At 63.6% G+C, this 26,375-nt stretch carries 17 protein-coding genes; 7 read left to right on the top strand and 10 right to left on the bottom strand.

Annotated elements, in window-relative coordinates; translation table 11 throughout:
* The first annotated feature begins 21 nt into the window (after positions 1-21).
* Genes VSP_RS31940 through VSP_RS40410 form a run of 7 tightly spaced genes read left to right on the top strand, consistent with a single transcriptional unit; the run spans position 22 to position 15,642 of the window.
* Positions 22-924, top strand: a complete 903-nt coding sequence (locus VSP_RS31940; RefSeq protein ID WP_009965864.1) for a DUF58 domain-containing protein — start codon at positions 22-24, stop codon at positions 922-924.
* Complete coding sequence (locus tag VSP_RS31935; protein WP_009965863.1) at positions 921-3,008, top strand: BatA domain-containing protein; 2,088 nt, start codon at positions 921-923, stop codon at positions 3,006-3,008. Before VSP_RS31940 ends, VSP_RS31935 begins: the two co-directional genes overlap by 4 nt.
* A complete protein-coding gene (locus VSP_RS31930; protein WP_009965862.1) occupies positions 3,005-5,209 on the top strand; it encodes a vWA domain-containing protein in 2,205 nt (734 codons plus the stop codon). Before VSP_RS31935 ends, VSP_RS31930 begins: the two co-directional genes overlap by 4 nt.
* A 50-nt stretch (positions 5,210-5,259) precedes the next feature.
* The gene (locus tag VSP_RS31925) at positions 5,260-8,604 is read left to right on the top strand and encodes a hypothetical protein (protein WP_009965861.1); all 3,345 of its coding nucleotides are present in this window, start codon (positions 5,260-5,262) and stop codon (positions 8,602-8,604) included.
* Positions 8,601-11,015: a hypothetical protein gene (locus tag VSP_RS31920; protein ID WP_029190918.1), complete on the top strand. Its 2,415-nt coding sequence runs from the start codon at positions 8,601-8,603 to the stop codon at positions 11,013-11,015. The genes VSP_RS31925 and VSP_RS31920 overlap by 4 nt, the downstream gene beginning before the upstream one ends.
* An 8-nt stretch (positions 11,016-11,023) precedes the next feature.
* On the top strand, positions 11,024-12,052 hold the full coding sequence (locus VSP_RS31915) for a squalene--hopene cyclase (RefSeq protein WP_009965859.1): 1,029 nt from the start codon (positions 11,024-11,026) through the stop codon (positions 12,050-12,052).
* Positions 12,049-15,642 carry a TlpA family protein disulfide reductase gene (locus tag VSP_RS40410; RefSeq protein WP_009965857.1) on the top strand — a complete coding sequence of 1,198 codons (3,594 nt, stop codon included), beginning with the start codon at positions 12,049-12,051 and terminating at the stop codon, positions 15,640-15,642. Before VSP_RS31915 ends, VSP_RS40410 begins: the two co-directional genes overlap by 4 nt.
* A 1,416-nt stretch (positions 15,643-17,058) precedes the next feature.
* Here the strand turns inward: VSP_RS40410 and pqiB are convergent.
* From pqiB to VSP_RS31860, 10 genes are all read right to left on the bottom strand, one after another.
* On the bottom strand, positions 17,059-18,720 hold the full coding sequence (gene pqiB, locus VSP_RS31905) for an intermembrane transport protein PqiB (protein WP_009965855.1): 1,662 nt from the start codon (positions 18,718-18,720) through the stop codon (positions 17,059-17,061).
* Positions 18,713-19,357 (bottom strand): paraquat-inducible protein A, encoded by a 645-nt coding sequence (locus tag VSP_RS31900; RefSeq protein ID WP_009965853.1) that lies wholly within the window; start codon positions 19,355-19,357, stop codon positions 18,713-18,715. The genes pqiB and VSP_RS31900 overlap by 8 nt, the downstream gene beginning before the upstream one ends.
* Positions 19,354-20,022 (bottom strand): paraquat-inducible protein A, encoded by a 669-nt coding sequence (locus tag VSP_RS31895; protein ID WP_009965852.1) that lies wholly within the window; start codon positions 20,020-20,022, stop codon positions 19,354-19,356. Before VSP_RS31895 ends, VSP_RS31900 begins: the two co-directional genes overlap by 4 nt.
* 151 nt (positions 20,023-20,173) lie before the next feature.
* Positions 20,174-20,995, bottom strand: a complete 822-nt coding sequence (locus VSP_RS31890) for a tetratricopeptide repeat protein (RefSeq protein WP_009965851.1) — start codon at positions 20,993-20,995, stop codon at positions 20,174-20,176.
* Between the two features lie 100 nt (positions 20,996-21,095).
* Positions 21,096-22,319, bottom strand: a complete 1,224-nt coding sequence (locus VSP_RS31885) for an aspartate kinase (RefSeq protein WP_009965850.1) — start codon at positions 22,317-22,319, stop codon at positions 21,096-21,098.
* A 42-nt stretch (positions 22,320-22,361) separates the two neighbouring features.
* Complete coding sequence (locus VSP_RS31880) at positions 22,362-22,973, bottom strand: GNAT family N-acetyltransferase (protein WP_009965849.1); 612 nt, start codon at positions 22,971-22,973, stop codon at positions 22,362-22,364.
* Positions 22,974-23,014: 41 nt separating this feature from the next.
* Positions 23,015-24,814: a hypothetical protein gene (locus VSP_RS31875; protein WP_009965847.1), complete on the bottom strand. Its 1,800-nt coding sequence runs from the start codon at positions 24,812-24,814 to the stop codon at positions 23,015-23,017.
* 68 nt (positions 24,815-24,882) lie between these two features.
* Positions 24,883-25,359 carry a type III secretion system chaperone gene (locus VSP_RS31870; RefSeq protein ID WP_009965845.1) on the bottom strand — a complete coding sequence of 159 codons (477 nt, stop codon included), beginning with the start codon at positions 25,357-25,359 and terminating at the stop codon, positions 24,883-24,885.
* A 28-nt stretch (positions 25,360-25,387) separates the two neighbouring features.
* Positions 25,388-25,849: a type III secretion system chaperone gene (locus VSP_RS40405; RefSeq protein ID WP_009965843.1), complete on the bottom strand. Its 462-nt coding sequence runs from the start codon at positions 25,847-25,849 to the stop codon at positions 25,388-25,390.
* Between the two features lie 19 nt (positions 25,850-25,868).
* Positions 25,869-26,300, bottom strand: coding sequence for a type III secretion system chaperone (locus VSP_RS31860; RefSeq protein ID WP_009965842.1), 432 nt, complete (start codon positions 26,298-26,300; stop codon positions 25,869-25,871).
* Between the last annotated feature and the right edge of the window lie 75 nt (positions 26,301-26,375).

Genomic DNA, 26,375 nt, shown 5'->3' with positions numbered 1-26,375 from the left:
TTTCAGCCTCCACACCCCAACATGGCGGAAGAGAAGCGATCCTTTCTGGAGCCTGCCGTGCTGGCCAGGCTGATGGCGCTTCCCCTCCATGCCCGGCAGACCATGCTGGGCAGCGTCTCGGGGAAGCACCGCAGCCCCGTGAAGGGCTCCTCGCTCGAGTTTGCCCAGTATCGCAAGTATGTGCCAGGAGATGACACCCGCCGTCTGGACTGGCGCACCTGGGGCCGGAGTGACCGCTTTTACATCAAGGAGTTCGAGGCAGACACAAACCTCCGGCTCTGCCTCTTGCTGGATACCAGCGGCTCCATGGGCTTCGGCCCGGCAGGGGCCACCCGGCTGGACTATGCCCGCAAGCTGGCGGGAACGCTGGCCTACCTCGCCGCCCAGCAGGGGGATGCGGCAGGCCTCTGGAGCATGGCTGAGCCGGCGATTGAGATCCCTCCCAAACGCGGAGCCTCGCACCTCGGCCTGGTGCTCGATCAGATGGGGACCATCCAGCCCCTCGGCGGCACCACCCTCCTGGCTGCCCTGCACAATGCGGCCGAAAAGATCCGCCAGCGGGCGCTCATCGTCATCCTGTCGGATTTCTTCGTGCCTCCGATCGAGTTGAAGTCCGCCATCCAGCATCTCCGCTTTCGCCGGCATGATGTGGCCGCCTTTCATCTGCTGGACCAGCAGGAGCTGGACTTCGACTTCGACCGGCCTGCAAGGTTTGTGGACATGGAAGGCGGGGAGATGGTCCTGGCCGACCCCTCCCTGATCGCGCGGAACTACCGCGAGGCGGTGCGCCAGTACCTCATGGAAATGGACGAACTGGTGCGCACCACCGGCATGGACTACCACCGGGTGAAGCTGCACGACCGGTACGAGGACGTGCTGGCGCGGTTCCTTCTCGGACGCACCCCCAAACGCGGCTCCCGATGACCTTCCTCGAACCAGCGTTGTTGTTCGCCCTGCCGCTCGCCGCGCTGCCGGTGATCATTCACCTTATCCACCTCTATCGGCGGCGTCAGGTGAAGTGGGCGGCCATGATGTTCCTGCTCATGGCGCAGCGGATGAACAAGGGGCTGTCCCGGCTGCGGCAGGTGCTCATTCTGGCCTTCCGCGTGCTGGCCGTGGCCGCCATCATCTTTGTGGTCACCCGCCCCCTGGCCGGTGGCTGGCTGGGCCTGACCGGAGGCGCGCCAGACACGGTCATGATCCTGCTGGACCGCTCCGCGAGCATGGAGCAGCAGAACACCACCACCGGGGTGAGCAAACGCCTGGCGGGGCTGCGCAACATCGCCCGGGCCATTCATGATGCGGTGGGCACCCGTTCCCGGCTCGTGCTGGTGGACAGTGCCGTGGGGGATCCACAGTCGCTCGACAAGGCGGAGCGTCTGCTGGACATGCCGCAAACGGGGCCCACGGACACGAAGGCAGACATTCCCGGCATGCTGCAAAAGGCCCTGGACTACATCACCACCAACAAGTCCGGCCGCACGGACGTGTGGGTCCTGAGCGACCTGCAACAGGGCGACTGGGATGCCGCAGGAGGTCGCTGGGAAACCTTGCGCAGCGCCTACGCTGCTCTCCAGGGGGTGCGGTTCCACTTGCTCGCTTACCCTCAGATAGCGGAGGATGATCTGGCGGTGCGGGTGGAGCGGGTGACCCGGCGGGAGACCTCTGCCAAGGCGGAACTGCTCATGGATCTGCGCATCACGCGCCAGGCCGGGCAGGCGCTCGTGCCGATCGAAGTACCGCTGCGAGTGGTTATCAATGGAGCTGCCACGACGGTGAAGGTCACGCTCAAGGAAAGCCAGCTGGTGCTTCAAGGGCAGACCTTCCCCATCGACAAGTCGCTCAAGCGGGGCTGGGGCCGGGTGGAGTTGCCGGGAGATGCCTGCCTGCCCAACAACGCGTGGCACTTCGTCTTTGATGAACCTCCTCCCATGCGCTCCGTGATCGTGTCCGATGATGAGCTGGAGACCTCCGGCCTCGTCGCCGCGCTTGGGGCTCAGGCGGATCCCTCGCGCAAATACGCCGTGACCCGGCTTCGTAGCCAACGGGCCGCAGAGATCCCCTGGGATGAGACGGCCCTGATCGTGTGGCAGGCCCCGCTGCCCAAGGCGGATGACGTCCTGGCGCGACAGCTTGAGAATCATGTGGCATCGGGCAGGTCCGTGTTGTTTCTCCCGCCCGAGTCACCGGATGACGTTCGATTTCTCGGACTGGGCTGGGGATCCTGGCAGGGCGGCACCGGCACCCGGGCCCTGGCGGTGGAGTGGTGGCGCAATGATGCCGACATCCTGGCCAATCTGCGCGATGGCACCGCGCTGCCGGTGGGCAGTGTGGAGGTGACCCGGCACGTGACGGTCCTGGGTGAGGGCGTGCCTCTGGCCCGGCTGCCCAATCGTGAACCCCTCCTCGTCCGTGCGGGTGGTGAGCAGGGCGGGGGAGCTTATTTCCTTGGCACTCTGACCGGACCCGGCGCGTCCAGCTTGGCGCGGGACGGGGTGGTCATGTTTGCCATGCTGCACCGGTCGCTCAATGAAGGGGCTCGCACCCTGGGCAAGGCCCGGCAGCGTTCCGCCGCCTTAGGCTCGCTGGGGACGGATCCTTCCGCGTGGAAGCCTGTCGAGGCACGCGAGGAAAGTGTTCCTTCCATCAATCTCCCGCTCCTGGCCGGGGTGAGGTCTTCTGGTGAGCTGCTCACCGCCCTGAACCGGCCGGCGACAGAGGATGAGCCCCTGCATCTCACCTCGGCGAATCTGGACGAACTGTTTGCGGGCCTCGACTACCGGTTCCTCACGGACACGCTGGACGACGGCCGCAGCCTCACCAGTGAGATCTGGCGCACCTTCCTCATGGTCATGGCCCTGGCCCTTCTGGGCGAGGCCATCCTGTGCATGCCCGGCCGTCCGGAGCCGGGCCGGGCTGCCGCCAACCCCTTCTTTGCCCGGGCGAATGCCGATCCCGCCCAGAACGGATCGACGAATTTCCGCGAACCCGCGCAACCCACGGCATGAAACCCGCCAGCCAGACCCTGGTCTTCAGCCCCAGCCCCCTCTCCGTGACGGTGGGGGTGGTGTTCGTCCTGCTCATCGCCGGGCTGGCCTGGATGGCGTGGCGGCGCAGTGGTTATCGGCGGGTCACGGGCCTGCTGGAGGGGCTGCGCGTGCTCATCGCTGCAGCCATCGCTATTACCTTGAACCAGCCGGAGTGGCGGGAGCTTTTTAAACCGGAGAGCAAGCCCACCCTGGTGGTGCTGCGGGATGTCTCCCGCTCGATGGAGACGCAGGACATCATCAACGCCGCCAGCCCGTCCTCGGAGCCCCTGGCGAGGAAGGCGCTGGCCACCCCGCTGGCAGAGGCGGCCACTTGGGCTTCTCTCACCGAGCGCATGGAGGTGGTGCTGCAGGATTTCTCCTCGGCTCAACAGCCGCCGGAGGAGGGGACGGATCTCAACGGAGCGCTCAACCAGGTGGCGGAGAAGCACCCGCGCCTCCAGGCCGTGGTGTTGATCTCAGACGGCGACTGGAACAGCGGGGAGGCCCCGGCCCAGGCCGCGACGCGGCTTCGCATGCGGGATGTGCCGGTCTTTGCCGTGCCGCTGGGTTCAGAGAGCCGCCTGCCAGACGTGGACCTCGCCAGCTTCGAGGTCCCCACCTTTGCCATCGCGGGCAAGCCGTTGCGCGTGCCCTTCACCATCGAGAGCTCCCTGCCGCGGGATGAGGCCGCTGTGGTTGAACTAAGATCCTCCACGGGTGAGGTCATCACGAAGTCTGTCGTCATCCCCGCCATGAGCCGGCTGCAAGATGTCATGGTCTGGCGTCCGGAAAAACCCGGTGAACTGAAGCTGACCCTCGCCGTGCCCAAGACCGGCGGTGAGCGGTTCCTGAACAACAACTCCATCGAGGCCCCGCTCTCCATCCGGAAGGAACAGTTGCACGTGCTCATCATCGAAAGCTTCCCGCGCTGGGAGTATCGCTACCTGCGCAACGCTCTGGAGCGCGATCCCGGGGTGGAGGTGAACTGCCTGTTGTTTCATCCAGCCCTGGGCAAGTCCGGGTCCGGGCGCGGCTATCTCAGTGCCATGCCCAAGGCCGATGCCCTGGCCAAGTATGATGTGGTCTTTCTGGGCGATGTGGGGATAGACAAAGGGCAGCTCACTCTGGAGCAGTGTGATGCGTTGCAGAAGCTGGTGCGGGATCAGGCCGCCGGTCTGGTCTTCATGCCGGGGCTCAACGGCTACCAGAGCACCCTGCAAAACACGACCCTCGCCGATCTGCTGCCGGTGGTGTGGGACACCGCCCAACCACGCGGCTGGGGCACCTCCTCCCCGGGCAAGTTCTCCCTCACAGAGTCCGGCACCCGCAGCCTGCTGACGAAACTGGAGGACACCGATGAGGCCAGCGCCCGGGTGTGGCAGAATCTGCCGGGCTTCCAGTGGTACGCCCCCGCGATCCGGGCCAAGGCGGGCAGCGAGGTGCTCGCCATGCATGGCACGGAGACCAATCGCTTCGGAAGAATCCCTCTGATCGTGACAAAGACCCACGGAGCTGGCAAGATCCTCTTCATGGGCACAGACGGAGCCTGGCGCTGGCGAAAAGGGGTGGAGGACAAGTACCACTACCGCTTCTGGGGTCAGGTGGTGCGGTGGATGGCGTACCAGCGCAACATGTCCCAGGGGGACAAGATGCGCTTGTTCTACTCCCCTGACCGGCCGCGGGCCGGGGCGGTGCTCACGCTCAACGCCAACGTCACCAGCCAGACAGGGGAACCTCTGCGCGATGGCACCGTCATTGCCCAAATCACCGCCCCCTCCGGGAAGACCTCCAGCGTGAGGCTCGTCTCCGCCGGGGAGGAGGCCTGGGGGCTCTTCAGCGGCGTCACCACGCCGACGGAGCCCGGCGAGCACCGCGTACGTCTCACCTCGGCTGATGTCGGTGCCGCGCTGGACACACTCATCTCCGTGCAGGGCACCCCGCGGGAGAAGCTCGGTCAGCCCGCGAAACCCGATGTGCTGCGGGAGATCGCCCAGCTCACCCGGGGCAAGCTCATTTCCTCCACCGATCCTGCCGAGGTCGTGGCTGCCGTCGCGGCCATGCCCCGACCCGAGGAGCAGGAGCGCCGGGTGCAGATCTGGGCGCATCCCATCTGGTCCCTGCTTCTTGTGACCCTCATGGGCGTCTTCTGGGTCGGCCGCAAGGCCGCTGGCGCCTTCTAGCCTCCTCCACTGTTCCTTCTGCCAACCCTTCAAACATACCAAGCCGAGTCATGAAGACCACCCTGCCACCCGTGCTTGAAAGCAAACTCGCGGACTTCCGACGCCGCGTCTGGACGGTGAAGCTCACCGAGGGGTTGCTGGCCGCGGCGTTCGGCCTGGTGCTGTCGTACCTCCTGGTCTTTGTCCTGGACCGGTTCATGGAAACACCCTCCTGGGTGCGTCTCACCCTGCTCCTGGGCGGGGCTGCGACGCTGGGCGTGGGACTGCCTTGGAAATGGCACCGCTGGGTGTGGCGTCAGCGCCGACTGGAAGATGCGGCCCGTCTCCTGCGTCGCACCTTTCCCCGGCTGGGGGACCAGTTGCTGGGCATCGTGGAGCTGGCCCGAATGGAGCAGGGTGAGGCGGGCCGGAGCGAGCGCCTTGTGCAGGCGGCCATGGCCCAGGCGGCGGAAGCGGTGAAGGACAAGGACTTCACCCACGCTGTCCCGGATGCCCGGCATCGTCAGTGGGCGTACGCGGCCATCGCTGTGGGCGTGCTTATGCTGGCCGCCTTTGTGGCGGCGAGTGAGGCGGCTCGCAATGCTCTCTCACGCTGGGGCCTCCCCTGGCAGAACGTCGAGCGTTACACCTTTGCCAAAGTGGAGCAACTGCCGTCCCGTCTTGTGGTGCCACTTGCGGAGCCCTTTGAACTGCCCGTGAAACTCTCGGCCGACACCCGGTGGTCGCCCGGCGCTGCCTCGGCCCGGATTGGGAACCAGCCGTGGGTGGAGACCTCGAACGCCTCCGGAGTGTATCCGCTGGCCTTCCCACCGCAGAAGGTGGATACCTCCCTGCGGCTCAGCCTGGGGGATGTGCGCAAGACCATCACCCTCGCGCCCCGTCCGCGTCCGGAACTGGAGGATGTCTCGGTGAAGCTGCGGTTGCCTTCGTACCTGGGATACAAGTCTGAGCAGGGGCAGCCGGTTCGAGGAGGAACGGTCAGCATTGTAAAGGGGGCGCAGGCCTCGTTTGAGGCACGGGCCAGCCGGGATCTCGCCGCTGCCGAGCTGGATGGGGCCACTCAGACGGTGAGCGGGGCCGTCATCCGCACCGGTTATGCACCGGTGAACACCGATGTGGAGCGCAAGTTCATGTGGCGGGATGTGGACGGCCTCACCCCGCGCGAGCCGCTGTTGCTGCGGGTGCAGGCGGTTGAAGACGAGTCGCCGAAGATCATGGCCCGGCGGGAAACCATGGAGCAGGTGGTGCTCGACACAGAGGTCGTGAGCTTTGACATCAATGTCACCGATGACTTCGGCGTGCAGCGTGCCGGGCTGGAGTGGCTCGGTGCTCCGCCCCTGGATGGCAACAAAGACCAGCCCCGGCTCAAAGGGGAGAAAGTGGCTGCCGCCGGAGCGCATGAGAAACGGGAGCTGGCCGCACGAGCCACCTTCTGCGCGGTGCGCGATGGGGTTCCACCCCAGACAGTCGAGGTGCGGGCCTGGACGGATGATTATCTGCCGGGTCGGGCTCGGGCACGTTCCGCTGCATTCACGCTCCATGTGTTGAACAAGACCGACCACGCCCTCTGGCTCACCGAGCAGTTCGGAAAGTGGATCGAAGCGGCCCGTGAAAGTTACGAAATGGAGCAGCAGCTGCACCAGACCAACAAGGACCTGCGGGCGCTGACCGCTGCCGAGCTGGATCGTCCGGAAAACCGCCGCCGGGTCTCCCAGCAAGCGGCAGCGGAGAATGCCAACGCCGCCCGTCTGGACAGCCTGACCACCGCCGGGCGCAGTCTGGTGGAGCAGGCGACGAAGAACGATGAGTTCGATGCGAACCGTCTCGAGTCCTGGGCCACGCTGCTCAAATCCCTCAAGGACATTGCCGCCAACCGCATGCCCAGTGTGACGGACCTCCTGAAACAAACAGCGGGTGCGGCCAGCAAACCCTCAAGCGGGCAGCCTTCGCCGGGCAATCCGCCTTCATCCCCGCAGACGGCTGAGGCCAAGCCTCCTGCTCAGGCGGGTGACTCCAAGTCCGCGCCGAATGTCAGCCAGGGACCCAACCTGCCCACCACTCCACAGCAGGGGACACCCATTGCCCCCGGTCCGGCCAAGCCCCCGGCTCCGAGCATTGCCGACCGCGAGGCGGGTTTCGGGAAACCACCAGAGGCCAAGCCTGCGGATCCCAACGCTGCCCCCAAGCCGCCAGGGGCGGGCAAACTTGGCCTGCCTTCCACCACGCTGGGAGCCGCCCCCACCAAACCGGGGGACGAGGCCCCCAAACCGCCGGAATCGCCCGCCCAGCAGAAGATGGACAACGCCATCGCGGAACAGCGGGACCTGCTCAAGGAGTTCGCCAAGGTCTCCGACGAGCTGAGTGCCATCCTCGCCAGCCTGGAGGCCAGCACCTTTGTGAAGCGGTTCAAGGCCGCCTCCCGCCACCAGATGCTCATTGCCAGCACGGTCAATGAGAAGACGCTGGACTCCTTTGGCATTGAACGCACCCCACCCAAGGAGGCGGAACCCATCGCCCAGAGCGCCAAAACCCAGAGCGACACGGTGCACACCATCCAGACCGACCTGGAGGCCTACTTCCAGCGGAAGCAGGACAGCCGCTTCAAGACGATCCTGGACCAGATGAAAAAGCTGGAAGTGGTGCGCGCCCTGGCCCGGGGTGGTGAAAAAGTTTCCATGAACCTCACCGGCCAGACCATCTCAGGCTCCGAGTACTGGGCGGATGTCTTTGACCGCTGGGCGGAGGAGTTGGTGGCGGCGAGCAATTGCAAGTCCTGTTCGAGCTGCAGCGGGGACAGCCTGCCCCCGGAGATCGTGCTCAAGGTCATGCAGGCGCTGCGGGATGAGATGAAGTTGCGAGATGAGACCCGCGAGCTGGACAATGCCCGTGCTGCGATCGAGGAGAACAAGTACGTGGAAGCCGCCCGCGCCCTGGCACAGAAGCAGGCCTCCATTGGGAATCATACCCAGAGCGCCGTGACAGACATCCGGGCCCTGCCGGAAGGGGAGGCCAAGTTTGGCAAGGAACTGCAACTCCTCGGGGCGGTGGTCAACATCATGGATGAGGCTCACGGCCTGCTGGGTGGCGGCAACACCGGTGCGGATGCCATCGCCGCGGAGACGGAGGCCATCGAGCTCCTGCTCCAGGCCAAGCGCATGAAACCCAACGGTGGTGGCGGTGGGGGCTCGAACCCTGGTGGCGGCGGCACCGCAGCCACCGCATCATCCGCCGCCCTGGCGGAGCTGGGTGATGGCGCTGATGCGGACAGCAATGTGTCGGGCCGTCCGGTGGGACAGGCGACCGGACGGGCCGGGAAAGAGTTCCCCGAGGAGTTCAAGGCCGGGCTGGATGCTTACTTCAACCTTCTCGAAGGCTCGCAGGACAACAACAAATGACCCCGATTGTATTTCAACGAACTCTGCTCCTTGGTGCGGTGGCTGCCGGACTCTGGGCCGTCCCCGCTTCGGGTGTCGCCCAGCAGCCCCCGCCCGCGCCGGCCGCCGTGCTTCCGTGGTGGCAGCGGGTCAAACAGCCCCTCGCTCCTGAGATCGAAACTGCGCTGGCCGGGCTGGCGGCCAAGGTCACGCCGCTGCGTAAAAAGGACCTGACAGAGTTCATGCAGGCCGAGCAGGACTGGCTCATCCAGACCTTTCAACTCAATGACGAGGTCAAGGGGAAGGCGCTCAAGGCCGCGGCTGACCAGGCGGTGGAGGAGTCGATCAAGCCTTACCCGCAGATGCTGACCGAGACCCATCGCAACCGGCTGCCTGCTGGCGAGGCGGCCGCAGCAGTCGCCGCGATCTCGCGCTGGGAGCCTGAAGTCCTGGCATGGAGCCGCCTTGTCCTGGGATGCACCCTGCCGGATGAGCTTCCCGTGTGGAAGGATGCCGTGAAGGCGGCGCTGGATCCCACCCAGTTGGCGGCGTGGGAAAAGCGCCGCACGGAGTCTCGCGAGGCCTGGGACAAGCAGGTCAAAGCCTGCATCACGCCCTGGTTGAATGCCGGCCGCATGCAGGCCATCGCCCAGGTGACCACGCGCATTGACTCCATGCTGCCCATCATGAAGCTGGATGCGGACAGGGCGACCCGTCTCCGCGAGGCTGCTGTCAGAGCGGTGGACCAGCTTTGTGGGGAGGAGGAAATGCGAGCCACGGAACCGATGGGGTTCATTGTCCCGGCGCGACGTCAGCAGTTCGTTGAAACAAATCCTGTCTTTCGCGCCTATGCGCTGGACGTGGACCCTGGTTCACGGCCGGTGTGGAGAGAGCTGGTCGCTTCCGTGGTGAGCCCGGAGGAAATGACCCTCTGGGAGAAACATCTCGCAGAACAGAGGGCGAAGGCGGAAAAAGAGATCCCCGGGATCCTGAAACTGTCCCTGGACCGGGTGCGGGCCAACTGGGAGAAGAGCCTGGAACGAGATGCAGACCAGACCGTGCTGGCGCTCCGGCTGCCCAAGGAGCGGCTCAAGACGCTGGAAGGGGTGAAGCGCACGGTGCTGGAGCGTGCGGAAAAACGCTGGACCGCCCAGGCGACAGAACAGCTTCAAAAGATGGAGGCGCCCGCTCGCGATGAGATCATCAAGCGGGGTCGAGGGTACTATATCACCCTGCAGAATGACGACCAGCCCCAGAACGACACGGAGTGGAAGAAGGCACTCGAAGGATTGATCACCCCGGAGGAGCGCAAGCAGGCGGAGATCTCCAGCGCCGAGCGCAAGACCCGGCGTGAGGATCAGGTGGGCCGGCTGGTGTTGTCCGAACTGGATCGCAGACTCGCCTTCACCTCAGCACAACGTACGACGCTGCTTCCGCTGGTGTCGAAGGCCGCGCTCGGGGACAGCCGGTTGTTTCCTTCTGAACCTACGGAATACGGCTATGATTTTCAGAGCCAGAACTTTGCCGCCATTGCGGCCAAGGTACAGGAGGCTGATCTGAAGCCCATCCTGGACGAGTCCCAGCTCAAGGGGTGGAAAGAGCTGGAGAAAGCCCAGGCCGCAGAGATGCAGGAGAAGTCTCCCAAACCGATGGCCAAGCCCGACTTCGGCACCCGCAAACCCGAGCCCGAGGATCTGGAGCAGATGGTTTCCTCGTTCCTCTATGAGAAATCCCTGGCCCGGCAGACCAACCTGATGAATGCCATGGTCACGGCGGCCGAGGATGCGGCACGGGTCACCGGGCTGGCCCCGGATCGCGTAGCCCGGTTGCGCACAGCGGCCCGCGGCGCGGTGGAGGCGGCCATGGATGAGTGGCGCCCCACTGTGGACTCCGTGGTGCGTGCCCGCCTTCAGGGGGCCACAGTTCAGGATGTGGGGCAGCGCATGACGAGCATCGACAGCTACTACTTCAACATGTACCGCTCCCGCAAGACGGAGGACTATCCCGTGTGGCAGAAGGCGATCAAGACGGAGCTCAGTCCCGAGCAGTTCAATAAATGGGAGGGCGAACAGAAGGCCCGCCAGGACTTCCAGAACGAGGCGGTGGCGGCCTTTGTGCTGGCGGAGTTTGACCGCAAGGTGCTCCTCAACGGTGAACAGAGTGAGGCCCTGAAGCTCAAGCTGGCAGTGGTGATCCGGGACTATCAGCCGGACCTTGCCAACTATTTCTCCGGCTCGGATGGCGTCCCATGGTACCTGCAATACTACAGCATGCTCATCCCGATCGTGGGGGTGACGGAAAAGGACTTGAAGACCATCATCACTCCCGGCCAGTGGGACGCATGGAGCAAGAGCAACGAGTTCAGCAACTGCATGTCCTACTGGAGCGGGATCGAACAGAATCACGCCAGCCGGGTGCGCGACAAGCAATGAAGGGTACAATGAAACAGTCCAAATTCCATGCCCTGCTGGTGGCCGGTGTCGTTCTTTGCGGAACTGCCTCCCTGCAAGCCCAGGACCCGTCCCTCCGCTTTGGAGGGCAGATCCCCGCAGAGGTGGGCACTGTCTATGAACGTGGACTGGCCTGGCTGGCCACCGCACAATCGCCCGAGGGCACCTGGAAAGGGGGCAACTCCGGCAGCGGAGTGGATGGCATTTGCCTGATGTCCTTTCTCGCAAGTGGCGAGGACCCCAACTATGGGCAGTACGCCCAGGTCATCCGCCGTGCCATCCGAGCGATGATCAAAAGCCAGGATGCCAGCACCGGCTACCTGCCCAACAGCATGTACCATCATGGCTTTGCCATGCTGGCGCTGGCGGAGGCCTACGGAGCTGTGGATGAGTCCCTGCTGTGGGAGGGCGAGAAACCGGTGCGGACGATCTGTCAGACCCTGGACCTGGCCATCCGCTGTGCCTCCACTTCCCAAGCCAAGAACCGCTGGGGTGCTTGGCGCTATTCTCCAGACGCCAGTGATGCCGACACCTCGGTTACGGGTGCCGTGCTCATGGGCCTGTTTGCCTGTAGGAATGCCGGGCTGGAGGTCTCTGACGAGACCATCAACGGGGCCATGGACTACATGCGGCGCAGCACGGGCCAGGACGGATCGGTTGCCTACTCCGGCGGGTTCGGCGGCATGGGAGGTTCGATGAATCTCTCGGCCATCGCTGCACTGGTGGGCGCCATTTCCCACGCCAAGGAGTCGGAGCAGTACCAGGCGAGTCTCAAGCGCATCAAGGAAAACCTGGAGCATCGCGAGACCACCTACCCGGAGTACTTCCGGTACTACATGGCCCAAGCCCTCTTTCAAGGGGACTACGAAGCCTGGCAGAAGTGGAACGCCGTGAAGGTGCGAGAGGTACACGAACTGCAACGTGATGACGGCGCGATCGGGAGCTCCGCCTACAGCACCGGCATGTCCCTGCTGGGGCTGGCCCTGAACTACCGCTTCCTGCCGATCTACGAGCGATGAGCCGCCACCTTTCCAGTCTCCTCTTGATCGCCGCGGGCGGCCTGCTCGCCGCTCCGGCAGTGTCTCTCCATGCCCAGAGCACTGAGGCCGGGCCGCCGCCCGCGCGATTGCGGTGGCAGAACAGCGAAACCCTGCCCGGTGAGATGGTGGGGGCCACGGAGACGACGGTAAGTTGGAAGAGCCCGTTGTTTCAAGAACCTGTGGACCTTGCCTGGTGGTTCCTCCGGCGGATGGATCGCACGGTTTCTGCGGTGCCGGTCACGGATCCCTTCACGGTGTCATTGCGGGATGGCAGCCAGATCCATGGGAACCTGGTGGGCATCGGCAGTGATGTCATCACCCTGGTGAGCAGCCGCCATGGCGAGGTGGCGCTGAAACGCAGTGAGGTGCTGCATCTGCGCCGGCTCAAGGGGAACGACCTGGTGTGGTCGGGCCCCGTGGGTGACTCGGGCTGGAAGCTGGAGAAGCAGCAATCTGCGGCCGGAAACAGCGGGAACCAGCCTCCCGCCATTGTTCTGCAACTGCTGCCCGGTCCAGGCGGGTCTCTCTCGCTCCCTTATTGGAACCGCATGGTCTGCCTTACTCAGAAGCTGCCCGAAAAAGTGGAGGTGGCGTTCAGGGTTCGGTCCAGCCAGCGCCCGGAGTTTCAGCTCAAGTTCCGCAACTTCCGGGTGGAGACCTGGGGCAGTGAGCTGGTGGTCGCCAGCGGGGACCAGTACAAGTCCCTGCGCATGGTGGACGATGTTGAACGCGTGATGGACCTCCGCATCCGGTGGGATGAAACAACCGGGAAAGGCCAGGCCTATGCCGGCAACGGGGAGCCCATCGCCGATTGGACGTTTAAGCCGGACAAAAGCAGCCGGGACGACAAAGTCTATCTCAAAGGGAGGGGCCGCGACCTCACTCTCGAGCAGCTCACGTTTCAGAACTTGAGGGATGCCGCACCCGCCCGGCATGATCCCTTGCAGCCGCATCTGGAACTGGGGGATGGCCGGGTGATCACCGGCACCGCCCGCTCTGCGACAGAAGGGCAAGTTTACATCGAACCAGGCGAGGAGGGGCCGCCGCTGGCGGTGGATCTGGCCAGCGTGAACGAGATCCTGCTTTCGCCCGACCGCCCCGCCAGCCCTGCAACAGAAATGCTGCTGACCTACGCTGACGGCACCCAGTTGCGCGGAAGGATCGAGACAGTCAAAGACGGGCAGGCCTGGTTGAAGACCACCTTCAGCAACGCGCCTTTCCCCACTCGTACGGATGCTTTGCGACAGGTGCTGCTGGATGTGAAGCGTCCTGAAGGTGTGTCTGCCGAACCCCCTTTCGCCCAGATGGACAAGCTGGTGGTCCAGGGCACCAGTCTCCACGGCCGGTTCGTGCCAGCCGGGGATGCTGCCGTACGCTGGCGGTTGATTGGGGCGGAGAAAGCCTCCACGCCGACACCGGGGGCTCCCGTCGAAATTACCCAGGTGGTACCCGCAGCGCTGCCGACGGCTATCAAAGAGCCACCCTCCCTCTTCTATACCCGGGCCGGGGATGTCATTCCGGGCCGGCTCGTTTCGCTGGATGCCACCGGCGTGGAGCTGGAGTCTCCCATCACCACCGCCCGCCGCCTGCCCGGCAGCAGCCTGGCTGCGGTGCAGTTTCAGGCCGCCGCCTCCACGGATGTGACGAGTTTCCTCGATCCTGGCTGGCAGATTCTCAAGGGGTCGGACAAGACGATGAAACGCACGGAGAAGAATCTGGATCTCCCTGTCGGGGCCGCCGTGGCGCACTGGAGCGCCATGCAAAGCAGTGAGGTGAAGTTCAACATCACGAGCAGCAACTACTCCACCTTCCGCCTCACGCTCTTCGCCTCCGGCGGGGAGGACAAGAACTGCATGCGCTTCATCATCGCCAACTTTGGCAGCCAGATCTATACCGGCACCGAGGCTGACGAGGGGCAACTCGGAGACAGAAACCAATCGCCTGGCACCGGAGGGAAGCCCGTGCCCCTGCGGTTGGTGATTCAGGAGAAGTTTGTGGAGATCTTTATCAACGGGAGCAGGCAACACCGTTTCCTTCTGGATGCCGGGCGGCGTCCCGGAACAGGGTTGATCATCGAACCCTGCAGCGTGTGGGGCAATGAAGTCACCCCGGTGAAGCTGGCGGATTTCAGCAGCCGGGCGGCACCGGGTTCACCTGGGTTGCCGGCCGTGTCTGCGGAAGCCCGCGCCCAGGCCTTGAGTGTGCCCCGCTTTCGGAAGGAACATCCGCCCAGGCATGTTCTCATCGCCGCCAACGGCGATGTGCTGCGGGGCGAGATTGAGGCCGCCACCGCCACCCATCTTGGTTTCCGCTCAGGCTTGGAAACCCTGCGGGTGCCTCGTGACCGGGTGAAGGCCGCCGTGTGGCTGCTGCCACCTGGAGGGACTGACGAAAGCTTCAAAGAGGATCGAAGTGCCGAGCTCCCCGCCCTGGACCGCAGGATCTCGCGGCGGGTCAACTACTCCAGCGCCTCGTTTTCGACGCTGATCAATGTCCTCAAGTCGGAAGTCACCGACGTGAAGTTCAAGCTGCCGGAAAAACTGGACGTCAGGTCCTTCAAGTTCCAGTTCGGAGGCCAGTCCATCCGTGAAGCGCTGGACCAGGTGTGTGCACTGGTGGGGTATCGCTACAGGATCGAACCTGGAAACGTGGTGGTGATCGAGTCTCCGCCTCCTGCGCAGCCTGACATGGTGCTTCGTGCCTACTGGCTCCGGCCTCATGCCCTGGGAAAGGCGGATTCCACGCAAAAGCTGCTCACTGCACTGAAGCTGGAGTTTCCGCCGGGTTCGTCTGTTTCATGGAACCCGGCCGCCGGCTTGCTCACCATGACCAACAACGCTGCCAACCATGACCGGCTCAAGGAAGTGGCCCGGGAGAAGTGGGGTGGCGTGCTGGGATTTCCCACCCATTGGCTGCTGTTGTCTGATGGCGGGCGTCTCGCGCTGTCTGTGGAAAAGTTTGAGCCGGAATTCATCGTGGGAACCCATCCTGTCTATGGGATCTGCCGGGTGCCCCGGGCCCAGGTCTATCTGCTGCGCACCCAGCCGCCAGACGAGAGCCCGGCTATGAAAGCGCTGGGAGACTGGAAGCTCGTGTCGGCTCCAGAACCAGTCATTCCCGGAACGGAAGGGGCTTCAGACCCCTCCACGGGCCAGGAGGCCAAGGCATTCAAGCTGCCCATGCTGGGCGGGGGCGAGGAGTTTGAGCTCTCCAAGCACACGGGCAAAGTGGTGGTGCTGGACTTCTGGGCCACGTGGTGCGGCCCCTGCATCAAGTCCCTGCCGGGCCTTATGGAAGCCCTTGGGTCATTGCCTTCTGACAAGGTGCTGCTTCTCGGCGTGAACCAGGGGGAACCAGCCGAGCAGGTGAAACGGTTCATTGAAACAAGGAACTGGAACCTCAAGGTGGCTCTTGACACCTCCCAGTCCGTCGGGCGGCTCTACGGTGTCAGCGGCATCCCCCATACCGTCGTCGTCGGTCCCAATGGGAAAATCGCCCTCGTAAAAACCGGCTTCAGCCCGGAGAATGAAAAGGAAATTGTCGAGGCGGTGAAGAAGCTGATGCGGTAGTCGGTGCGTCGGTGCGTCGGTGCGTCGGTGCGTCGGTGCGTCGGTGCGTCGGTGCGTCGGTGCGTCGGTGCGTCGGTGCGTCGGTGCGTCGGTGCGTCGGTGCGTCGGTGCGTCGGTGCGTCGGTGCGTCGGTGCGTCGGTGCGTCGGTGCGTCGGTGCGTCGGTGCGTCGGTGCGTCGGTGCGTCGGTGCGTCGGTGCGTCGGTGCGTCGGTGCGTCGGTGCGTCGGTGCGTCGGTGCGTCGGTGCGTCGGTGCGTCGGTGCGTCGGTGCGTCGGTGCGTCGGTGCGTCGGTGCGTCGGTGCGTCGGTGCGTCGGTGCGTCGGTGCGTCATTTTGCGAGTTATGTCATGAACCCGGAGGGTCGGCCGAGCGGAGCGAGGACTACCCATGGAAGGTGATGAGAAGGATTCTACCGCGGAGCGGCAGGCCAATGGGGGCCAAATGACGTATGGTGTGGAGTACGGTATCGTCGTCTGGGGAGCGCCATGCGATGGGCCTACCGCTCCGCAGTAGCAGGTGAGCGACGCTTATCCAGGGGTAGCCCTCGCTATACTCGGTCGACCCCTGGCTATTCGCGGTGACCCCTCCGGGTTCGATGCCGGGAGGACGATCACGACGATGGACGCTGTGATCGCAAAGTCGATCGTTGTCTCATTTTGGCGACATCATGCGGCCAGGATAACTCGTGGTGTCGCTGATGAATGTACACAGAAGGAGCTCCATCGGAATGACGGGCACTCCGAGGATGAAGAACAGATTTTCATGAACCCGGAAGGTTCGAGGGCATTGCAGGGCAAACGCTCCGCTTGCCGCGAGCGTCCCCTGGTGTGGCAACCGAGGCGGTCGCCCTACAACCCAGGGTGGTTGGTTGTGGGTTCACGGATACAACGGGAATCGTCCCTCTCCCGTGATCCCACCCCCTGATGCCCTGTAGGGCAAGCGCTCCGCTTGCCGCGAGCGTCCCCTGGTGAGGCAACCGAGGCGGTCGCCCTACAACCCAGGGTGGTTGGTTGTGGGTTCATGGATACAACGGAAACCGTCCTTTTTCCGCACCTCCCCTGACGCCCTGTAGGGCAAGCGCTCCGCTTGCCTCGTGCTGCCCCTGACTGAGGCAACCGAGGCGGTCGCCCTACAACCCAGGGTGGTTGGTTATGGGTTCATGGATACAACGGAAATCGTCCTTTTTCCGCGCCTCCCCTGACGCCCTGTAGGGCAAGCGCTCCGCTTGCCTCGTGCTGCCCCTGGCTGAGGCAACCGAGGCGGTCGCCCTGCAACTCATGCCGTTTGACGTGGGTTCATGGGCACAACAAAAAGGACTCTGCGTGCAATCACCAACTTCACCGCCAGCAGATTGCCACGCTCAACTCCCCATAACCCTTAACGTCCAACTCATAACTTCTAACTTCCCTTTCCCCCTCACTTCCTCGCCCGCGGCACCGGATCCGCACCCTTCTCCCGGCCAAAGATCAACGAATTCGGTTTTTCCTCGACCGTGTCGGAAAGGGTCTTGAAGGCTCTCAACGCGGCTCGCAATTCGTCCAGCGTGCGGCGGAGGTCACCCTGGACATTGCCGGCGGGGCCGAGGCTTTCCACGGAGGACCGCAGTTCCTTCAGCGTGGCATTCACCTCGGCGGTCATGTTCTGGGTTGCGTGGGCTGCGAGCAGTTTTTTGGCCTCATCCACCACGGCCCGGGTTTCGGCCACGGTCTTGGTGACTTCATCCGCTGTGGTGCCGAACTTCTGCAGCGTGTCCTCGATGGGCAGGGCGTTGATCTTGGCGAGGATGGCATTGACCTTTTCTTCGAGCTGCACGAGCCCGGAGGAATGGCTGGGCAGCACCTGATATTCACCCATGCGCGTGAGTTCTGCCGGAGGCGCATCAGGGATGAAGTCCACATCCACAAACAGGGCGCCAGTGAGCAGGGAGCCGGTGCCAAGGCGGGCGCGCAGGCCCTCTCGCACCGCCTTGGCGAACAGGGCATCGCGGTCAGCCCGCGCATCCGATTCGTTCTGGAGGAGGATGCCGGGATCCACTTCGATCACCACGGGAATGCGCTTGTCATCGGCGGTGCCGTGTCTGAGGGAGATCTCGACCACCCGGCCAAATGGGATGCCGCGAAACTCGACCGGTGCGCCCTTCTTGAGACCGCGGATGGACTGGTCAAAGAAGACCAGGCATTTGCGGTCGGGGTTGAAGTCCTGCTGTCGTGTGGACTCCTCGTCCGGGTAGAGCCGGTAGCTCGTGCCGTTGGTAGCCTGCTTGCCGGGGGACTTGCCCTCAGGCACGGCAAAACTGGCTCCGCCCGCCATCATGGCCTGGAGGGAAGGGGTGCGGACACGGAACCCCTCGGCACCAGCGCTCACATCGATGCCGCTGGTGTTCCAAAAGGCGGTGTTCTCATGGACCAGGCTGGCGTACTGCTCACGGATGAAGACATCCAGAATGGTCCGGCGCACATTGATGTCAAAACTCCGCCGCTCGATGCGCCCCACTTCGAAGCCGCGGAAATAGATGGGGGAGCCTGCCACCAGGGATCCGGGATTGTCCGCCACGAGGGTGAGGCGCAACCCGGGCACGCTGCTCTTGGTGACCGGGGGCTGCTCCAGACCGGTGAAATGGTGCACCATGCGGGTGCCATCCCCCGGGTCCAGTTCGATGTAAGAACCAGTGATCAAGGTGCCCAGTCCGGACACATCCGAGGGGGAGACACGGGGCCGCACCACCCAGAAGCGTGCTCCATCTCGAAGCAGTTGCTCATTTTCCGGATTTACCCGGATGTCCACCACTACGGACTGGAGGTCGGGTGAGAGATCCACAGATTCCACCACGCCGATGCGCACCGAGCGGCAGCGGATCTCCGTCTTGCCGCTCACAATGCTCTCCGCCGTCTCGAAGCGGACGTGCACGAGCACGCCCTTTTCCGAATAATGCTGCCACACCAGCCAGCCAGCCAGCACCAGCGCTACGAGCGGCACCACCCAGACGGTGCTCCAGCGCCGGTTGCGGCGCACCACGGCCTTTGGCTCTGGCGGAGGGGTGGAGTTTCCTTTTTCTTCGTTGGGGGCGGTTTCACTCATGGGGGGCAGGATGGGGCGCGTCCGCGAGGTCAGCACGATGCCGGTCCCAGATGAGTCTGGGATCAAAGCTCATGGCGGCGAACATGGTAAGAATGACGACGCCGGAAAAACACAGGGCCGCGGGGCCTGGGGTGATGGTCATCAGGGCACCGAAGCGAACGAGGCACACCAGGATGGCCACCACAAACACGTCCACCATCGACCAGCGTCCGAGCAACTCGGTGATGTAGTAAACGCGCGAGAGGGCCTGCGGAGATGCCCAGACCCGCCCGGAGGCCGCAAGGCAGAGCCACACGAGCGCTGCCACTTTCAGGATGGGAATGAGCACGCTGGCCGTAAAGATGACGATGGCCACCGGATAGGCCTTCATCTGCCAGAAGGCCACCACACCGGTCAGGATGGTGTTGGCCTCCCCCCCGCCCAGCCCGCTCACGGTCATGATCGGCATGAGGTTGGCAGGGACATAGAGGGCACAGGCGGAGAGCAGCAACGCCCAGGTGCGCTCCAGACTATGAGGTTTGCGCAGGTGCAGATGGGCTCCGCAGCGGGGGCAGTACTCCATGTGGATGGGGCTCACCTTCTGGCAGACGTGGCAACTGGCGAGCTCTTGAGCGGCGGCAGGTGGGGGGAGATTCATGCCGGGTTGGCCTCTCCTTTCTGAGTGACTTCCAGCCGGTCCCAGAGTTCCAGCTTGTCAATGCCACCCAGGGCAGCCGCGGTGCACAAAACCAGTCCGCCCAGTGCCCACAGACCCAGGCCAAAGTCCAGCTCAGCCATCTTGCCCAGTTTCAGGAGGCTTACGATGAGCCCAAGTAAAAACACCTCCAGCATGCTCCAGGGCTCCATCCATTGCAGCCAGCGCGTCACTCGCATGGCCCCGGGCAACGCCACCCCGTGACGCAGGGGCGCTGCCACATACAGCATCCCGGCCACCAGGACGAACGGGGCCACCATGGTGAAGAAGACGATGCCTGCTGCCACCAGGGGATCGCCGTCACGGATCAGGACGTGGGCGGCCTCCATCAGCGTCAGACGGGTGGTCATGCTTCCGGAGGTCATCGTCAGGAAGGGAAACAGGTGCGCCAGCACCATGAAGATGAGGGCTGCCGAGGAGAATCCCGTGGCGTGCGCCAGGGAGTGGGGCCGGTTGCGGTAGAGCTTCTCCCCACACACACAGCAGTAGGCACCGTCGCCCTCGCGCAAGCGTGGAGCGGCCTGGAGCGTATCGCACAAGTGGCACGCCAGTTGCATTGGGCCTTCCCGGAGCTGCGGCCAGGACAACCAGGGATGGTGACGCTTCATGAAGGGGCAAATTTGAGGGAAGGTGGACAAAGGTCCCTGATCCCGCCGAGGATTCAAGGTCCTAGTGCTCGGGAATCACCCCGTGCACGTCCGTTCTGGTACGGACGCCGTGGCCCCAGCCGGGGCATTAATTGCCGCCCGTTAAATTTCTTCAGTTCTGCGCACTCTGAGTCGCTTTGATCTTCTCAAGGCCCTCGATCGCAAGGACGTTGGTCGGATCGATGGCGATTGCCTTTTTGAGGGCATCGGCGGCCTCGTTCAGCCGGTTCAGACGCAACAGGCTGCGTCCCATCAGGGTCAGGGTATCACCGTCCCGGGGAAACATGTCGAGCGTCTTTTGGAAGGACATCACGGCTGGCTCGTGCCGACCAGCTTCCGCGAGCAATTCGCCCTGCATGCGCCACACGTCGCCGAAGTCCACGGCGATGTTCAGGCACTCCTGGAGCTCGGCCGCCGCGCCCAGACGGTCGCCCTTGTCCTTCAACTTGTGGGCGGTCTCAAAGTGCTTGATCGCCTTGTCCTTGCTGGCTTTTGCCCGGTGGAGGTACTCTTCGATCGCCTCCCGGTAGCCGGGGCCAAAGGAGCCGGGCGTGCCGCGTTCTTTCTGCTCCTCCTTGAGTGCGGTCTCATACACGTTGATGGCGAGCCGAAGCTGGCGCTCGGTTTCCAGGACCTGGCCCAGGTTGATCATCACCAGCGAGAGCGGCGCATCCGGTTTGTCGGTCTTCAGGTCCAGAGCCCCCTTGAGCACGGTCATGGCCTCGACATTGCGACCATTTTCGTAGAGCACCTTTCCCAGTTCCACATGTGCCAGGCGGGATTCGGGGTTCTTCTCCACCTTCTCCCGGAGCGAATTTAGCTGCTTGTCCAGATCAGAGAGCTGCTTTTCCTCAGCCGCCATGAGCTCACCGGGGGACGGGAGCACGGAAAGCAGAAACGCACACAGGAGGGCTATGGGGCGGGGGAGCGTCATGGAAGGGATGGCTGGACCACCCTACCGGAACCGGGTGGGGAATGCAATCCTGCTCGCTGGTCTGGCGTGGTGTACGCGGCGGTGAAGTCCGCGCAGGGTTTCACGGCACGGGCTCCGGCTCGGATTCCATGAAGGTCCGGTGGAGGCGGCGCACGGCTTCATCCACCACGGCCACCGGCACCAGCCAGGTGATGCGAAACCGGGAGGTGGCCATGCCGAGGATGGCATGCCCCTCCAGCGCGGCGGAGCCGGCCCGCAGGTTCTTGTAGGTCTCATTGATGCCAGTGCCAATCACACTCACGGCCCCCACGCCGTCGGTGAGTGTGGCGGCACCACCGAAGCGCTGCTCCAGGAGTGCCCGCACCCGCGTTTCGTCGTGGAAGTTTTCCCGGGAGATGACCAGGCTCAGGCTGTCCGCCCCGGCGCGGTTCCGTGAAGCGACATGCAGTTGCTTTCCTTGAACCGACCAGGAGTCCAGGAACTCCAGCACGGCATCCACATTGCCGGAGGCCTGTAGAATGAGGAGGTCCTTTTCACTGGCCACTCCCACGACTCGACCGGGTACCTGTGGTCCGAACTTGCGCACCACCGTGCTGTCGGTGGGAACGTCGTGGCCAGGCGGAGATTGCGCAGTGGCGCGGGCGTAGATGGCAATGCCCTTTTCCTTGGCGAATTCCACAGCCTGGGCGTTGAGCACCTTGGCCCCGGCTTCGGCCATCTCCTGCATCTCCTCGTACGACACCTCTGGAATGAGGCGTGCCTGCGGGACCACCCGCGGGTCGGTCGAGTACACACCTTTCACGTCAGAGCAGATCTCGCACCACTCGGCTTCCAGCGCTGCGGCCAGGGCCACCGCCGTGGTGTCGCTCCCACCACGTCCCAGGGTGGTCACTTCTTTTCGGTAGGAGACCCCCTGGTATCCCGCGATGATGACGATGCGTCCGCGTGCAAGCTCGTCCTGCACGCGGAAGGGGCGCACCTCGATGATGCGCGCGTCAATGTGGCGGTCGTTGGTAATGATGCCGGCCTGGCTGCCGGTGAAGCTGATGGCATCGCCCCCCAGCTCCCTGATCGCCATGCAGAGCAGGGACATGGAGATGCGCTCCCCGACGGAGAGCAGCATGTCCAGTTCCCGGCGCTCGGGATTGTGCGACACCTTCCGGGCCAGCTCCAGGAGATGGTCGGTGGTGTCCCCCATCGCGGAAACAACCACCGCGACCTGATGGCCCTCCCGCTGGGTGGCCATGATCCGCTCCGCCACCTTCCGGATCTTTTCAGGATCCGCCACACTGCTGCCGCCATATTTCTGCACGACGATCGCCATGGGGAAAAGATACGCCCGGCTCAGGCGCGCGGTAAAGCACCATCACGTGACAGATGTGCTTTGATTTTTCCAAACCTCCGCAGTGATGACGCCACAGACCGGCTCCCGGCCCCAGAAGTTGGAGGGGGCGGGAAACCAGGTGGGGTGGAATCCCAGCCGTTCCATCAACCGCACCGCGTGGACATTCTTGCGCTGTGTGCCGCACAACACCCGGGGCAGCCGCAGTTCAATAAGCGCGAACTCGAGCAGCCTTCGGCAGGCCTCCGTCATGTAACCCTTCCCCCAATACTCCAGGCCCATCTGGTAAAACAGGGTCGGCTCCAGTGTCGCTCCGGCCTGGGGCTTGCCCTGTTCCCAGCCTCCTGGCACGGTGAGCGGGCAGATGCCCGCAGCTCCTATGACCAGCCCGTCTTCCTTGCGCACGACCGAGCGGCCAAACAGGCCAGACCGGCCGGAGGCCATGTCCGGCTCCATGGCGTGGCGCAGCGTCCACATCCGCCGCTCTTCCGGCTTGCAGGGCAGTCCGGGATCAAATTCCCACACCTTGGGCTCGCCATCGAAGATCTCGTGAAACCTGGGAGCGTCCTGCTCCGTCATGGGCCGCAGGATCAGACGCTCCGTCTCCAGAGGGTGAGGATAGGGGAAATATTCCATGGGTGGCAGCCGCGATCAAAAACGGGAGGGATGGGGCAAGCTTACAGGGTGGAGATTTCCTGGTGAAGTTTTTCCACCTCCGCCATGATCACATCCAACCCAGGTTCGTCATCGCTGCGGATTCTCCCCATGAATCCATTCAGGGCTTCCCTCAGTTCTTTGGCGCTGGCTTCCAGGTCCTCCTTGCGCTGTTCGTGGCTTTCTAGAACGGCCTCCGGGTCCGGGTCATCGCCGAAGAGGTCGAGCTGAGGCTCAACAGACTGTTCCATCAGTTCGTTGTAGCGGGCGAGCGCGGCGGTCAGGCGGGTGTGCTCTCTGGGGGCGGGTTCGTCCGTGAAGGTGGTTTCACCCCAGGTCTGGAGGTCCTCTCCGAGTTTGCCAAGTCGGCCAGAGAGGTCATCATCCTCAATCGCGTGAGGGTGGTACGTCAGATCGAACTGACTGAGAGGGACCCTCTCTGGTAGGCTCGTCAGCATCGGTCCCGGCGGCAGGCTTTGACGGCCCACGCTGCTCAGCGTGGGGGGCTCGTCCCGCTGCACTTCAATTTCCGGCTCCGGTTCGACTTCAGGGGCCGGCTCTGAGATCAGATCGTCTGAGTTGAACACCACTTCGTTGCCGAACCGCACTTGCGGATCAGGATAGTTTTCATGCAGTTTGTTGATGAAGCCCTTGAGTTTGTCCATCACCTCTTCCGTGAGCTCTGGTGCGTCATCATAGGCACCGGCCAGCACGCGGTTGGCGTTTTCATGCATCACACGGATGCCGCCTTCCCGGGTGAAGGGGCCGTTGCGTTCCATCTCCGCACGGGCTTCAGGAGGCAGATAGCGCATGATTTCGCGGTACTCGTGCTTCACGGCCGGAGGCAGGTGTTCCGTGAAGGACTGTTCCCCTGGTTTGATGGTGCCCTTGAAGACATGCTTCATGGTCGCACCCAGGTCGTGGAGGCTGCCCTTCCGGTGAGGGCCATCGGGATCAGATACTTTGGGCCGGGAGTAGAACTTGCCGTTCTGCTCCATTTTCAGGATGATCCGCCCTTCCGGCATGGTCTCACTCTGAGGAACGCTGAAGTAGTGCAGCGTCTTCATGTGATGGGGCAGGAGCTTGTCCTTCTCCTTGCCACTGCCGTAGGCATCGATGCCGCGGTGCCCTTCGTCCGGGGCAAAAGAGGAGCTGCGCTGATACGCCTCCGGGCAGGAGTCGAGGAACTTACGAAGCTTCCCATCGGGGTCGGGCAGATTGAAGGTCCCATCCTTGAAGCAGCTGCCCTGCTGGTCCTCACCCCGCACCTGGAGGAAGAACATCAGGTTGGTGACGTCGTCCACGGTGCAGCCGTCCGTGCGGCTGCCATTCATGACCGACTCATAGACCTTGTGTCCCGCATTGATCTTCTCTTGGAGCTGGGCCTGCACCTCATCATGGGTCATGCCTTTGGGGATCTTCTTGGGCCCGATGTGGCCGTCCACCTCCACCTTGCGCCCGTGAGTGCCGGGGAGGGTGAAGGTGTAGGGCTCCCGTGCCATGCCGCGGGACTCCATGTACTTCTGCAGGGCGGGAGCCCCGAGGAGCACGATGTTGGCGCAGATCTCCGGGATGGCTGCCAGGATGCGCAGCAGGATGTGTGGCTTCTTCTGGGTCTCCAGCTGGGTGGGGCGGCTGATCTCCTGGGAGCCCTGGGTTCTGGCGGTGCCTGGGCCGGTCGGCAAGGTGCCACGATCAGGATCATCCCGCCGCACCAGGCCCGGCGGGCGGTCCTGCGTGGTGATGGAGATCTCTGGCCCCTGTGGTGGGACGCGGGAGATGTCGATGGACGGGCTCGTCCTGACAGTGGAGGTGTGATCCATGGCGGTGGGGAGAGAACGAAAACAGGCGGACTGACTACCGCATACATCCGCCCAAAATCGCGACGGAGTTACACCCGCAGCATGGGAAAGCTCGCGGAATCCGGAGTCGAGGTTTCCTCCCAGGGCTCTGCCAGCGTGGGCAGTTCCCGGCGCCAGTGGGTTACCACGTCTGCCAGTTTTTCCACGATGCCCTTTATCTGGTCCGGAGGATCGAGCGGCAGGGCCACCAGGTAGTTCAGACACAGGAATCCTGTGCTTTCATCCAACCCAAAGGTGCCGCCCTCCGTTCGGTTCCAGCAGTAGTTGCCCGCCATGAGCTCCGTGAGCACTTCTTCGCGCTCAGATCCCGAGGGCAGAGGAGCGATGGGCAGGTTGATGATGAGGCTCTGCGTGGACTCCTCCAGATAGAACATGAACATCAGGTTCTGCTCCAGAGCGATGATGCACTCGTTGCCTGCATCCAGATTAAAGGCTGCTCCGCCTGTCAGGCCCAGCGCAGTCGAAACCGTGGCGAGCATCTGGTTCACATGAGCATGCAGGTCCATGAGGGGGAAGGAAAGAGGGGGGGTGTTGTCAGACCCGGATGAATCCGGACGCGTCCATGGGGTCATCACCCTTGGCAGTGGTCAGTGCATTCTGGCCCAGGGTCTCCAGTTCCACAATCCAGCGATGCGATTCCCTGGCGAAGCGGGCGAGGAGGCGTGAGAAGTTGTCAACGGTTACCCCTGCCAGAGGGACGATTCCGCAGAGGAAAAACTGACCTTCGCTGGGAACGAGCGCCAGAGTCATGCCACCCGTTTCGCGGCCGAAGTGGTTGGCCTGGAGCATGCGTCGGAAGTAGGCGCCTTCCTGCTCTCCTTCGGGCGGCAGTGGCCCCAGTTGACTGAGCAGGTGGGCTTCGTCATCGCCCTCGCCCTCCTCTACATCGACGGGAAGAGCCCCGTCAAAGACCAACCGGCAGCTGCCCTCCTCCAGACGCAGCTGGGGGAGGCCAATGGCGGTACCAAGTTGTTTGAGCAGTTCTTCGAGCTTCATGGGGGCGTTCCGTCGCAATTTACCTCGTACCCAGCAGCGTGCCAGCACGATCGATTTCTCCAGACTGTACCATTCGCCGCCAGGCTTCCAGATAGTTCACAAAGGTTTCCACATGATTGCTGAAATCCGAGAACTCCATGGGGGTGACGTGAAGTCTCCGGCCCATGTGAATCTCAGTGTCGTCTGCTGCCAGGGAAAATGTCGCTCCCCCCGTGCCCTGCCCTAGAAAATGGGCATGGAGCAACTGTTTCAGGAAGGCTGAAGCCACATCCGGACCCACTTCACACACCCGGCCGGTGAGGTGGAGCCAGCCCTCTTCGTTTTCATCGGCCAGGAAGTCCACCTCCAGGCTGTCATCAAAAATGATCCGGGCCGCGCCGTCATCGTTCAGCGTCACCAGGCCCAATCCCAGCAAATGGCCCAGTTCTGCGATAGCGTCGGGAATGTTCATCAGTTGATAACGGTATGTAGGGGACCAAGCCGAAGACGGGCGCGAAGTCAACCCGCTCCAAGGCTGTCTCAAGGG

Source organism: Verrucomicrobium spinosum DSM 4136 = JCM 18804, from assembly GCF_000172155.1.
Classification (GTDB): Bacteria; Verrucomicrobiota; Verrucomicrobiia; order Verrucomicrobiales; family Verrucomicrobiaceae; genus Verrucomicrobium; species Verrucomicrobium spinosum.
This window is presented reverse-complemented; position numbering and strand designations above follow the sequence as displayed.

Coding starts and splice junctions, on each gene's coding strand:
- VSP_RS31940 (WP_009965864.1), top strand. CDS start 22: ATGGCGGAAGAGAAGCGATCCTTTCTGGAGCCTGCCGTGCTGGCCAGG.
- VSP_RS31935 (WP_009965863.1), top strand. CDS start 921: ATGACCTTCCTCGAACCAGCGTTGTTGTTCGCCCTGCCGCTCGCCGCG.
- VSP_RS31930 (WP_009965862.1), top strand. CDS start 3,005: ATGAAACCCGCCAGCCAGACCCTGGTCTTCAGCCCCAGCCCCCTCTCC.
- VSP_RS31925 (WP_009965861.1), top strand. CDS start 5,260: ATGAAGACCACCCTGCCACCCGTGCTTGAAAGCAAACTCGCGGACTTC.
- VSP_RS31920 (WP_029190918.1), top strand. CDS start 8,601: ATGACCCCGATTGTATTTCAACGAACTCTGCTCCTTGGTGCGGTGGCT.
- VSP_RS31915 (WP_009965859.1), top strand. CDS start 11,024: ATGAAACAGTCCAAATTCCATGCCCTGCTGGTGGCCGGTGTCGTTCTT.
- VSP_RS40410 (WP_009965857.1), top strand. CDS start 12,049: ATGAGCCGCCACCTTTCCAGTCTCCTCTTGATCGCCGCGGGCGGCCTG.
- pqiB (WP_009965855.1), bottom strand. CDS start 18,720: ATGAGTGAAACCGCCCCCAACGAAGAAAAAGGAAACTCCACCCCTCCG.
- VSP_RS31900 (WP_009965853.1), bottom strand. CDS start 19,357: ATGAATCTCCCCCCACCTGCCGCCGCTCAAGAGCTCGCCAGTTGCCAC.
- VSP_RS31895 (WP_009965852.1), bottom strand. CDS start 20,022: ATGAAGCGTCACCATCCCTGGTTGTCCTGGCCGCAGCTCCGGGAAGGC.
- VSP_RS31890 (WP_009965851.1), bottom strand. CDS start 20,995: ATGACGCTCCCCCGCCCCATAGCCCTCCTGTGTGCGTTTCTGCTTTCC.
- VSP_RS31885 (WP_009965850.1), bottom strand. CDS start 22,319: ATGGCGATCGTCGTGCAGAAATATGGCGGCAGCAGTGTGGCGGATCCT.
- VSP_RS31880 (WP_009965849.1), bottom strand. CDS start 22,973: ATGGAATATTTCCCCTATCCTCACCCTCTGGAGACGGAGCGTCTGATC.
- VSP_RS31875 (WP_009965847.1), bottom strand. CDS start 24,814: ATGGATCACACCTCCACTGTCAGGACGAGCCCGTCCATCGACATCTCC.
- VSP_RS31870 (WP_009965845.1), bottom strand. CDS start 25,359: ATGGACCTGCATGCTCATGTGAACCAGATGCTCGCCACGGTTTCGACT.
- VSP_RS40405 (WP_009965843.1), bottom strand. CDS start 25,849: ATGAAGCTCGAAGAACTGCTCAAACAACTTGGTACCGCCATTGGCCTC.
- VSP_RS31860 (WP_009965842.1), bottom strand. CDS start 26,300: ATGAACATTCCCGACGCTATCGCAGAACTGGGCCATTTGCTGGGATTG.